The sequence below is a fragment of the Pseudomonas kulmbachensis genome (genome assembly GCF_963681935.1).
Taxonomy (GTDB): domain Bacteria; phylum Pseudomonadota; class Gammaproteobacteria; order Pseudomonadales; family Pseudomonadaceae; genus Aquipseudomonas; species Aquipseudomonas kulmbachensis.
The window spans coordinates 4,881,340-4,893,391 of record NZ_OY817088.1 but is presented as its reverse complement, the minus strand read 5'-3'; the positions used below and the strand labels follow the sequence as shown (position 1 = coordinate 4,893,391).

Annotated in this window: 7 protein-coding genes; 6 read left to right on the top strand and 1 reads right to left on the bottom strand. The window is 57.5% G+C overall.

The window, feature by feature from the left end:
* Positions 1-126 precede the first annotated feature (126 nt).
* The gene (locus U5A05_RS22385; RefSeq protein ID WP_321834901.1) at positions 127-4,395 is read right to left on the bottom strand and encodes a dermonecrotic toxin domain-containing protein; all 4,269 of its coding nucleotides are present in this window, start codon (positions 4,393-4,395) and stop codon (positions 127-129) included.
* Positions 4,396-4,676: 281 nt separating this feature from the next.
* Here U5A05_RS22385 and U5A05_RS22380 point away from each other — a divergent pair, with 281 nt between their 5' ends.
* The 6 genes from U5A05_RS22380 to U5A05_RS22355 all read left to right on the top strand — a co-directional run bounded on the left by U5A05_RS22380 (position 4,677) and on the right by U5A05_RS22355 (position 12,051).
* Complete coding sequence (locus U5A05_RS22380; protein WP_261740013.1) at positions 4,677-6,434, top strand: carbamoyltransferase family protein; 1,758 nt, start codon at positions 4,677-4,679, stop codon at positions 6,432-6,434.
* Entirely contained in the window at positions 6,418-7,548 is a 1,131-nt protein-coding gene (locus tag U5A05_RS22375; RefSeq protein WP_321834899.1) for a glycosyltransferase, read from the top strand. Before U5A05_RS22380 ends, U5A05_RS22375 begins: the two co-directional genes overlap by 17 nt.
* Complete coding sequence (locus U5A05_RS22370; RefSeq protein ID WP_261740011.1) at positions 7,548-8,444, top strand: antimicrobial resistance protein Mig-14; 897 nt, start codon at positions 7,548-7,550, stop codon at positions 8,442-8,444. Before U5A05_RS22375 ends, U5A05_RS22370 begins: the two co-directional genes overlap by 1 nt.
* 123 nt (positions 8,445-8,567) lie before the next feature.
* Positions 8,568-10,022, top strand: a complete 1,455-nt coding sequence (locus tag U5A05_RS22365) for a PIG-L deacetylase family protein (RefSeq protein WP_321834898.1) — start codon at positions 8,568-8,570, stop codon at positions 10,020-10,022.
* Entirely contained in the window at positions 10,019-11,170 is a 1,152-nt protein-coding gene (locus tag U5A05_RS22360; protein WP_261740009.1) for a glycosyltransferase, read from the top strand. The genes U5A05_RS22365 and U5A05_RS22360 overlap by 4 nt, the downstream gene beginning before the upstream one ends.
* The gene (locus tag U5A05_RS22355; RefSeq protein WP_261740008.1) at positions 11,167-12,051 is read left to right on the top strand and encodes a glycosyltransferase; all 885 of its coding nucleotides are present in this window, start codon (positions 11,167-11,169) and stop codon (positions 12,049-12,051) included. The genes U5A05_RS22360 and U5A05_RS22355 overlap by 4 nt, the downstream gene beginning before the upstream one ends.
* Position 12,052: the final 1 nt, after the last annotated feature.

The following is a 12,052-nucleotide window of genomic DNA, read 5'->3' as shown; positions in this document are numbered from 1 at the left end:
AGCCTTGGGGCGTTGGGCTTATATATGTGTTGTCTTGCTCTCGACTAATCAGTGCGGGCGGTTGAAGTAAACGCTTGCCTCACGGCAGGCCGTTACCGGCCCGCGCATAAGCAACGGACACCTTGGTTAGCGTGCAGGTTGTAGGCCCAGTTTTTTCAGGTCTGCAATCAGGAACTCAAGGTAGTCATAGCGTTTGAGATGAATATCGGTCCAATCGGGACGATCGATAAACACTTTGCCTTCGTCGACTTGCAAGCGTGTGCGAGCAATTTGTCGACTATTGGCACGATGGATCAGATAGGGGCCTTCCACTGGGACATTTTGCAGCAGGTACATGCCCGGCTGGCTGAGTTTTATGTCGATCTGTGCCGCAGTCCGGGTGTGCGGTCGTAGCGGTGTACCGGGTATCTCCACTTCCAGCCAGTAGTCGGCTTTCAATAAAATGTGCCCTGGATGCCATACCGTCGGAGGCACGATCACAGCGAGATCCTGAAGCAGGCCGAGGCCATGGCCGGGAGTGGCATCGGAGAGAGATATACCTATCGCACCTTCCAGCTCGGCGAGCCCTGGCACACCTTGATACGTATTGATGTGGCTATTACCGGTAAGGGCTATCCATTTTTGATGGGGGTTTTGTGCCAAATGCCCGCGGATTACCTGCGTGGCGAAGTAGTTGAACATTTCAGTGCGATTGACATCGGGGTAGCGAGTACGCATCCCGTTGACATGATAACTGGCCACGCAGTCCAGGGCCTTGATCGGAATGCGATGGTGGATAGCTTCGCGGACCAATCGGCTATAGGTGTATTCACTCAAAGGGTTGATTTGGTGCCCGGCATCCTGGGCTTTGAGAAAGACGTCCAGCTCCGATGGCATTTTTTGCGTAGTAAAGAAGTCATCCAGCATGCCCTGATGCACATCCGTTTGCAGATGTTCGAGGAAGATCACCCCCACGTCGTTATTTTTGATTGCATCCATCTGGGTGATCAGGATTTTTTTGGCCGAGAGCTGGGAGTGGCTCTCACCTAGAATCACGCCTTGAGACTGTTCGTACAGCTCGTTGAAGAGGTTCTCTGGCGAGATGTCCTGCGTTAGAAAAGGTCGTACGGCCCGCTGCCGGGGGGGAGCTGCCTTGAGGAAGGCCTGGGCGTCCAACAGTAGTTTGACCCGCAGTGTTTTAAAGAAATGGCTGGATATCTGAAGGCTGGGGTGGGGGGAGACATAGTCGGTCTGCAGTAGCTTGTCGTTGCCAACAACGAGCTCCCTGACAATGGCTTGGTGCTCTGCAGGCAGATCGTAAGCGCTGTATGGAACCTCTGGTGAGCTCACAGGCAGCTCGGCGCGGCTGCGCACCAAGGGTTCCCAGCGCTTTGTGGTGCTGGATATACGATGTTTTATCTCCCAGTGCCCCACTATGCGTCGCACTTTGTAACGGAGATTGGCGCTGCTGGAGCCTGCTGGTATTTGCAGGTACAAATCGCGACCCAACCAACCGCTGTAGACCTCGAAAACCAGGCCACTTTGTTCGATATAACTAAGGTTACCCACCCGGTACACGCCTTTGGTATCAGGTGTTTTGCCCGCCAGGTTGACGTCCGTGATTACTGCGCTGTCTATTGCGCGTTGGATACCGCTCTTCTGACTGAACAGGTGCGGTGCAGGATCAATGTCCCATCTGCCTGCCGAAAGCTCGTGCACGGGCACGCGGTACTGCGCATCGGGCTGTCTTTCGTCAATGACCCGCCAGGTTTCGTCCAGGCTGTCGTAATGGCTGCGATACACATTGCCTGTCCTGTCCTGAACGTATTGGGCTGGCGCAGTGCCTTCAACCGAGACTGTCTCATACACACCGGCACCGTATTCCTCGCCAGTGCGCAGCCTCAGCCCGGTAAGGACGGGGGAGCTCGCCCCGGCAGTGTTGAGCCTGGGAACAGGTTGTTTGATTCGTGCGCGGATGGAGCGACTAAAGACCGAGGAGCCGGCAAAGTCCGAGGCGCCATCGGTCAGATGACTGATTGACCCCATAAAATGAAGAAGGGCTTCTGATTCTTCGTCCCGTTGCAGGGCGTCATAGCCTAGCGCCAACTGGTAGAAAAACCGCGCGGCGACAATCGGCAGCAGTATCCGGGTGGGCAGGGCAAACGATATGACATCAATCGCCGTCAGTACCGCCTCTTTGGCAGTGTTGAGGTTGCTTTCATAGGTTGAGGTCGATTGCTCGTCCGCCTCCCTGAGCGCATGCAAGGCTTCAGTGTCATAAGACGCTTCGAAAGCGTGGTGATTGATGATTCGCAACTGAGTGTTGCTTGTGTCCAGCCCTTCTCTGAACAACGGCTTGATGTAGGCCTGCTGTGCGGAGGTCACCCGGCTCAGGAGGTAGTTGTGAAATAGCGGCTGCGACAGGATGCGAGCCAGATCACGGTGCGAACTGGCTACCACAAACCAGGTGTTTTCTGGTGCATCGGGCAGATAACAAAGCAATTGTGTTGAACCGGTGCAACTGAACACCAACAATCCCGGCAGTGTCTTGTAACGCAATACCAGCCAGAGTGGTTTGATCTGGGCCCCCTTGACCAATGGACGGTTTTTATCAACCGGGTGATCCAATACGGCTTGAACCCAGGCGGCATGATCTTCAGTCAGAATGCCCGACAGCCGCGCTTCAATCAGATCCAGATTGAGCTGTGCGGCCTTGAGTGCGGCATACCGCTCTTTGCGCCAACGGGCCTGGGGTGAATTCACGAGCAAATACATGAGCCTGGCTTTGTAGTTTTCGCCCACATCCAGTTGGCGCACCAGTGCCTTGATGTAGCTGTGAGTCAGGACGGTGTGGGGTTTGCCTTGGGCGTCGGTGATACGTGCGGTCAGGGCAAATGTGACATCCCATATCCCGACGTTGGCGAGCGCCAGTTCGCTCAGGCTGTGTCTTGTCGTGTGATAGCTGATGGTTGGCCCGGTGCGGCCGATACTCGCCCCTGCGGGGAAACCGGAACCGCTGACAGGGTTGATCACGGCGCCTGTCTGCAGGGCTTCGGTGGTGGAGATAAAAATGTTGTCGGGGTCGACTTCAATTCCGTGGTCAGCTTTGATTTGTTGTTTGAGTTGCAAACGCGCATAGCCCAACAGGGTGCTTTTTTTCCCACTTTGCGCGATGGGGAAGGCCTCTGTGGTTTCGCAAGCCAGCCGCTCATGACTTAGCCTTTCAACTGCCAGGCGCCATAGGTTTTTGTTTGCCTCGCTGGCGGTTTTAAGCCAGACCGGGAGCCGAGTTTCATGCAGCCGCGTATGGCGAGCCTGCAAGATGCTTGCGGGTTTTAACAGCATGCTTGAGTTCAGCGACTGATCCATCAGGTTGTTCAGTTGCTCAAGGGTGACGTTCTCTTTGCGCGTGCGGGCCATTGACCAGGCATGGCCCATGTCGCGTTTTTGCTTGTCGATCAGTTGTTCAACGTAGAACGTCTGGGGGGGCTTGTCCCGTACCGGGCGGTAATCCACATGTTGGTGGGCAAGGGCGCGGTCACGATCCTGCGCCAGAACGCAATTGAGTAATGTCTCGCGTTGGTAGGTGTCCTTGAGTCGCTCGCCCAGCTCCTGGGTCAGCGCTGTAAGCGTGGTGAAGGTTTCCAGGCCTTGACTGGGGGTGAAGAGCACCACCGTGCGCGGTATTTCGTCTTGCACCACGCGCAGTTGCGAGTTATCGGTCACCACGGTGGGCAGGTTTTTCGTGGTTATTACGAAAACGCCATGCAGCGGCACAGCACTTTGAGCCGGCTGGCCATTGAGCCATAGCGAATAGAAGGCGAAGTCGGCCCGGGCGGGCGGCCTGGAGGGTGAATGGAACATCTGGTAGACGGCATCCAGGCTGGCTGTGTCGAAGGTTTTGTCTGCATGGCGCACAGTCGCTTCTGCCCGGATCAGGTCGAAAACATAACCGGACAACCAGTCTTTCGGAGTGAGTGACTTGATCTCCTGGCGTGGTGTTTGCCAAAAGTCGTTCAGTCCATCCTGCACGCACTGCTCGAGGTCGTAGGTGACAAAGGCGAGGAATTTTGTGAGCTGTTCAGCGGTTATTGCAGTGACCCGGTCCTGTTCATCGAGGGTGTGCGCGTAGCTGTAGATCTTCGTGGTGTGCTGATCGAGGGTCGGCACTTGCTGATCGAGGTAGCACTGATCGATAAGCATGCTGATGGATTTACTGATGATGACGGGCGATTGCCCCGGTTCTGACGGTCCTGCTTGATTGATGAAAAGCCAGTTGGTACAGGCATCTTGCGCAAGTAATGGGCAGTAGCGCCGCAGGCTTTTCTCCATGGCGATTTCAAGGTCGGGAAGGCTTTGCCGCAGAGTGGACAGTTCTTTGTCGGCTTGTGTGAGCAGTGCCAGGTTGTCAGGCATGGTTTTATCCTGTGGTTTGGTGAGCGCAAAAAACACGCAAAAACTTCGTCACAGGTAATCGCAAAGCGATGGGTGGCTGGGCTTATATATATGTTGCCCTCGCGTGAAGTAGCGGCACCAGGCACCCATAAGCCCCGCTGGCAGGGCGTGGCAAATAGCGCTGGGTCATTCGTTCGCGCTTTACGCTATAATCCCGCCCTTTAGTTGTTCCTCGCGTTGCGGGGGGCACACCATTTTTTCAGGCGCCCGCCGCCTGCCTGCATTCAAAAGAGGCCCAACCTGTGGCATTGACGATTCTTGGCCTGTCCGGCGCCCTTAGCCATGATCCCTCAGCAGCCCTCTATATCGACGGCAAGCTGGTAGCGGCGGCTGAAGAAGAGCGCTTCGTACGCGATAAGCATGCAAAGAACCGCATGCCCTACGAGTCCGCGAAATTCTGCCTTGAGCAAGCGGGTATCAAACCTTCCGACGTTGACGTTGTGGCGATCCCTTTCGCCCCGATCAGCTTGTTCGGCAAGGCCCGCTGGCACTACGCCAAGCGCTACTGGTACGCCCCGGATCGCGCCCTTGACGCGATCCTGATGGGCAACCGTCGCTACAAGCGCTATCGCAACAAGATTGTGTTCTGCCTTGAGCAACTGGGCTTTGATCCGAAGAAAATCAAGATCGAACCGGTTGAGCACCACTTGGCTCACGCTTCCAGCGCTTACCACTGTTCGGGTTTCAAAGAGAAAACCGCGATCCTGGGTATCGACGGCAAGGGTGAGTACGCCACGACCTTCTTCGGTTATGGTGAAAACGGCAAGATCACCAAGATCAAGGAATTCTTCGACCCGGATTCCCTGGGCGGTCTGTACGGCGCGATCACCGAGTTCCTCGGTTTCGAGATGCTGGACGGCGAGTTCAAGGTGATGGGCATGGCACCATACGGCGACGCCAGCAAATACGATTTTTCGCGTTTGGCTTCGTTTGAAAACGGCGAATTGGTGATCAACACCGAGTACGCCAACGTCATCGGCCTGCGTCGTTACAAAGAAAAGGGCAAGGGGTTCTACTTCTCGCCAAAACTGATCGAGTGGCTGGGGCCAAAGCGCGAAGGCGATATCGCCGACGAGCCGTACATCCACTACGCGGCCAGCATGCAGGCGCTGTTTGAAAAACTGTCGCTGCAGATGATCGATCACTACCTGGGCGACATTCTTAAAGAGACCGGCAAGATGGCCTTTGCGGGCGGCTGCGCGTTGAACGTGAAGCTGAACCAGAAAATCATCGCCCGTCCTGAAGTCAAAGAGCTGTTTGTACAGCCTGCATCCGGCGATGCCGGTACTGCAGTGGGTGCGGCGGCTTATGTGTCTCACGCTCGCGGCGTGCCGGTCGAGAAGATGGAACACGTCTACCTCGGCCCTGCGTACAGCAACGAAGATGTGATCGCGGCCTGTGCCCGTCACCCGGGCAAGCCTGCGTATCGCAAGATCGAGGGCACCCCGGAGAAGATCGCCAAGATCATGGTCGACGGCAATCCGGTGGCCTGGTTCCAGGGCCGTATGGAGTTCGGTCCGCGTGCACTGGGTGGTCGTTCGATCATTGGTTGCCCGAGCAGCGAAGGCGTGGCAGACCGCATCAACGAACAAATCAAGTTCCGCGAGCGCTGGAGGCCTTTCTGCCCGTCGATGCTCGACACCGTTGGCCCGCAGATGATCAAGGTCGATCATCCAGCACCGTTCATGACCTTCACCTTTGAAGTGTCGGACGAGTGGAAATCCCGCGTGCCAGAGGTTGTCCATGAAGATGGCACCTCCCGCGCCCAGGTGCTCAAGCGCGAATACAACCCGCGCTACTACGACATGATGAAGGCGCTGGAAGTGCTGACCGGCAACGGCGTGTCGCTGAACACCTCGCTCAACCGCCGTGGCGAACCGATGGTTTGCTCGCCGACCGACGCGCTGAACATGTTCTTCGGTTCCGATCTGCAGTACCTGATCATGGAAGATATTTTGGTAGTTAAAGACGGCGCCGAGACTTATGAATCGCTCGACTGAGCGTCATGTGCTGCAGTTCTGCCACGGCTATGACGGGCCGTTTCTGGACTGCGCGCGCCAGTACGCCAGCCTGTTTGCCGGCACCGGGTACAAGGTCACCACGGTCTTTTTGACCGGGGCGGCCGACCCGCAAGTGGCCGCAGGCTGTGCGTCTGATGAAGTGCTGTTCATGGAGTTCAGCTCCAAGGCCATTCGCGGCCTCAAGCTGGGCGCCATCCGCGAGCTGCGCAAGATCGCCGCTTCGCGCAACTTCAGTTTTTGCATCGCCCACCGCTTCAAGCCGATTTATGTCGCCTTGTTGGCCACCGGCTTGCCGGTGATCGGCGTGCATCACGCGTTTGGCGACTATCAGCGTCGCAGTCGCAAGCTGTTTGCCCACCTGTTTCGCAAGCGCCTGAGCCTGCTCGGTGTCTCGGACGCGGTGCGTGACGACATGCGCAAGTGCCTGCCCAAGTGGCCAACGGGTCGCATCAGCACGCTCTACAACCGCATCGATATCAATACCGTGCAAGCCGAGCAATTGTCTGGCACTCCGGCGCGTGAAGCGCTGGGGCTGTCGGTCGATGGCTTTATTGTGGGTAATGTCGGGCGTCTGCATCCGGACAAGGACCAGGCCACGTTGATCCGTGGTTTCGCCAAGGCGCTGCCCAATCTGCCGACTGACAGTCAGTTGGTGATTATGGGCAAGGGCCGTTTGGAGCAAGACCTCAAAGAGCTGGCCATAGAACTCGGGGTCAGCCCACATGTGCTGTTTCTGGGCCAGGTGCCCGATGCGCGGCGTTATTTCCGGGCCTTTGATGTGTTTGCGTTGAGTTCCGATCACGAACCGTTCGGCATGGTACTGCTGGAAGCCATGGCGGCTGGCGTGCCGTTGCTGGCCACGGCCTGTGGCGGCGCCAAGGAAGTGGTCGAGGGCGTGGGGGTATTGTTCCCGCTGGGCGATGCCGAGCATCTGGCCCAAGGCCTGCAACACTTGGCGCAACTCGATGACGAGCAGCGCCTGGCCTGCGCCGAACTGATGCTTGAACGCTTGCACGAGCGCTTCAGTGATCAGGCGGTACGCAATACATTCTGGCACTTGGCGCAAGTCACCGACCTGACTGCGGAGTCCTGATGCTCAATCGATTTCAAGGCTGGCGCGAGCGCGGCTGGAGCGTTGTGGATGCTGGCACCTATGCCGATGCCTGGCAGCGTTTTGGTGGCAGTGTTGCCACCCATCCGCTGGTGGTCGAGCGCTTGGCGCAGTTGGCTGGCATCCCGGTGCGCTATCTGGCCTGGGAGCAGGGCGGCGAGCTGAAAGCGGCAATCCCGACCTGGGGTCGCGACCTGGCCCTGTCCAAGGACGTGCTCAAGCGTCACGGCAAAAAAGGCCTGTTCGATCTGGGCAATGCTGAGCTGATCCTGCCTGCAGCGGCTGATGCGGCGGCGCCTTTGCGTCACCGTGGGCGTTATCTGTCGCAGCTCTGCGAAGGCCGGTTCAGTACCCTCAAGCCACAGGCCGAGCAGTTGGCCATGGCTCGCACGCCCGAAGAGCTGTCGAAGAAATTCCGCTATAACCAGCGCCGCGAACTGCGTTTGCTGGAAGAGGCGGGCGGCGTTGTGCGCCCGGTTTCGGAGTTTTCCAGCGTTGAACTGGCGAGTATCTATTGCGATTTGTTTCTGCGGCGCTGGGGTTTTGTCGCCACGGGAGCCGAGCGTATGGCTGAGGTCATTGAGCTGTTGCGCGAGCTATTGATTGGCTCGGTGGTTTTCCTCAATGATGCGCCGATAGCCATTCAGCTGGTGTACCGCGCTGAGTCGCCAGAGTGGATCAGTGTCGAATACGTCAATGGTGGCGTCGATCCCCAAACCCGCGAATTCAGCCCTGGTAGCGTGTTGAGTTTTATCAATACCCAGGCTGCCTGGGAGCAGGCCCGTAGCGTCAACAAGCCTTTGCGCTTCTCGTTCGGCCGTGCCGATCGCGAGTACAAGGAGCGTTGGTGTAATCCGGTGCCGGTATTCAGGGTCTGAAACACAAATCTTGTGGGAGCGGGCTTGCTCGCGATGGTATCACTGCGATCTTTCATGCATAGCGCAGCGCCTGCATCGCGAGCAGGCTCGCTTCCACAGGAGCTTAATCACAAGAGCCGAACTATGAGCCAACCCGCCTCGCGCAAACAACAGCTCCTCAAGCGTCATCGGCGCAACAAGCGCATCAGCCTGCTGATCGGCCTGCTGGTGCTGATTGCCAGCGGTGTGCTGCTGGCCTGGTGGCTGCCGCCGGTACTGGCGGTGCTGGGCTGGGTGGCCCATGAAGCCTGGTTTGCCGACCATCTGTTCTATTCGCCCAAAGACGATTACCAGTACAACTTTGCGGCAGACAGCCAGCGCCCGCCCGTACGTCTTGTGGGCGAAAAACTGATTGTGGATCAGCCGCTGAGCCTGGCTGGCGACGAAACCCTGATCCTGGCGATCAAGGTTAAAAGTGGCTGGTTGGGGCGTTTTCTCGATCCGTACGTGCAGCTGTCGGACGGTGAGTCGGCTGACCGGCAGACCTTCGAGCGTGGGCTCAATGGCCTGCGCTACCTGAACTTGAGCGGTTTTGGGGCAGCCCTGGTCGACGGCAAACTGCATATTCGCGGGCGTTTTTGTCGCGTTATGGGCCCGCCGCAGTTGTGGGTGTTCAGCCAGCCCGACTACCGCAATCAGCGTGTGATGGTGATTGCGCCCCACGCCGACGATGCTGAACTGGCCGCTTTTGGGCTGTACAGCCAAGCCAGGGAAGCCTGGATTGTGACCCTGACCGCAGGCGAAATCGAAGCCGAGCATTATCAACAGATGGGCCTCGAGCGCGCCCAGGCGGCTCGTCTCAAGGGTCGTTTGCGTGCTTGGGACAGCATGGTTGTGCCGCGCTGGGCCGGTGTGCAGCAAGACCATTGCGCGCAGTTGGGGTACTTCTGCCTGCAGTTGCCTGCCATGCAGGCCGCGCCCGACCAGCCGATGGCTTCGCGAGAGGCTGACTTGAACGACATTCGCCTGTTTCGCCAGCTCAACCCGTTCCCGCTGCCCGGTGATCTGGACGGCGCGCCGACCTGGCTTAACTTGCTGGCTGATCTGCGGGCGTTGATTCTGCGCGCCCGCCCTGAAGTGATCGTGCTCCCGCACCCGTCAATCGACCCGCACCCGGATCATATCTGCGCGCACGCGGCAGTGATCGAAGCCCTCGAAGGCCTGGAGTGGCAACCGACCACCGTACTCGGTTACGCCAACCATCTGCATGACAACGACCGTTGGCCAATGGGCAATAGCGGCGATGGCATTGCGTTGCCGCCGGTGTTCGATGCCTCGCTCAGCCTGCGCCCTTGCAGCCTGGCGCTCAACCTTGAGCAGCAGCGCGACAAAGCGATGGCGTTGGGCATGATGCATGACTTGCAGCCCCGAGCTGTGCTCAAGCGTCGAGTGCGCCGTTCGATACAACAGCTCTTGGCAGGCAGAAAACCATCGCCTTATGGCGAAAATGAATTTTTTCGCAAAGCGGTTCGGCGTCATGAACTGTTTTGGGTATTGAAAGAACATGCTGCAAACGGACTTCATCGGGGAGAGTTATGAAGCGTTCCAAGGTTTTGCAATTACAGCCCGATTACAACGTCAAATCCCATGACTTTGCCGACCTTGCCGAGCAGATCGTGCGGGCGCTGCCCAGTGAACGTTACGAAGTGACGGCGGCATTCTTGCGTGGTCGTCCAGGCCCCGGCGAACCGGTGAGCAAGGCCGATCATTCGGTGTATTTCGAGTTTAGCGACAAGTCGCTCAAGGGCATGCGTCTGCGCGCCATGTGGGCGTTGTACAAGTTCTGCCGCAAAGAGCAGTTTGATGTGGTGATTTGCAACCGCTTCAAACCGGTAAACATGATGTTGCAGCTTAATCGTTGGCTGAAAATCCCGCTGTGCGTGGGTATCTCCCATGGATTTGGCGAATATGACCGCTTTTATCGGCGCAGTCAGGCCAAACGCCTGATCGACAAGGCCTGGCGCTTTGTCGGGGTATCACCTGCGGTCAAACAGTACCTGCTGGACTGCAAGTGCGGTTTCACTGAGCAAAATACTTTCGCCATCACCAATGCCATCGATATCGAGCAAGCCGAAGCCTTGCAGCTGCCACGCCAGCAGGCGCGTGAAAAGCTTGGTCTGGATCAGGATGCGCGGATGATTGGCGCACTGGGTCGACTGGTGCCGATCAAGGGTCATCGCTTTTTGCTGCAAGCCTTCGCTGCGCTGAAAGACAAATACCCCAAGGCACAACTGGCAATTATTGGTGCTGGGCGTGAAGAGACGCGCTTGCGCGAGCAGATCGGGCAGTTGGGTCTCAATGGCCGTGCGCATCTGCTGGGCTTTCAGGAGAACGCCCTGCAGTACGTTCGTGCTTTCGACATCTGGACCATGCCTTCGCTGGCTGAAGGTCTGGGGTTGGCACTGCTCGAAGGCATGAGCGGGCACTTGCCGGTGATTGCCAGCGATGTGCCAGCCATGCTGCCACTGATCGAGGGGGCCGGTGGTCTGGCCGTCAAGCCCAGCGATGTGGCAACGCTGACGGCCGCGCTGGATGAGTACCTGGCCTTGTCGGATGAAGCATTGCAGGCCAAGGGCGAGCAGGCATATCGCTACTTGCAGGAACACCACGATATTGAGGTGTTCCGTCAGGAGTATCTGGATTTGATCGACTCGGGCTTGAGTCAGGCACGCAAGGAGCATTCATGACCGACTCGCAACCTTTGGTGACGGTAATTATCGCCTCCTACAACCATGGCCCGTATATCGAGCAGAGCATTCAGAGTGTTCTGGATCAGACCTATCCCAATATCGAGTTGTTGGTGATTGATGACGGCTCGCCTGATGACAGCGTGGAGCGTATTCAACGTTTGCAGGCCGCGCATGGTTTTGATTTTCGGGTGCAGCAGAATCAGGGGCTGACCAATACGCTTAACGGCGCTATCGCCCGGGCCAAGGGCAGTCTGATCGTACCGTTCGGCTCCGATGACATCATGATGCCGGACCGCATAGCGGTTCAGGTTGCCTACATGGATGGCAAACCTGAAGTGGGCATTTGCGCGGGCAATATCGAGTTGATCGATGCTGATGGCAATCTGTTTCCGGAAAAGCGTCAGCGCCGTGATGTGCCGTTCCGGCGTCTGGATTTCGATGACATGTTCCTGGAGCGCAAGCCTTATCCGCCCGCACCTACCCTGATGATCCGCCGCGAAGCGCTGGACAAGGTGGGGGGGTTTGACCCGAGTATTCGCCTTGAAGACTTGTATATCGAGCTGAAAATTACCCATGCCGGGTACTTTATCGACGGCCTGAACGTGGTGATGGCACGCTATCGCAAGCACGCCACCAATTCGTACAAGAATCATCGCTTCATGATCGACAGCATCTTGCGCATCTATGCTCAGTTCAGCGATCACCCGCTCTATGACGAGGTGCGCTACAAGTTCCTCAACTCCATGTTCCTGAAAACCTCCAACCGCAATCGCGCTCTGGCCCGTGAGCTGTTGGCGCAGATCCCGTTCAAGCACTGGACGGGTAAAACCTGGCGTGGCCTTGGGCGGTTGTATTTTTCGCCGTTGGAAAAAGACTAAG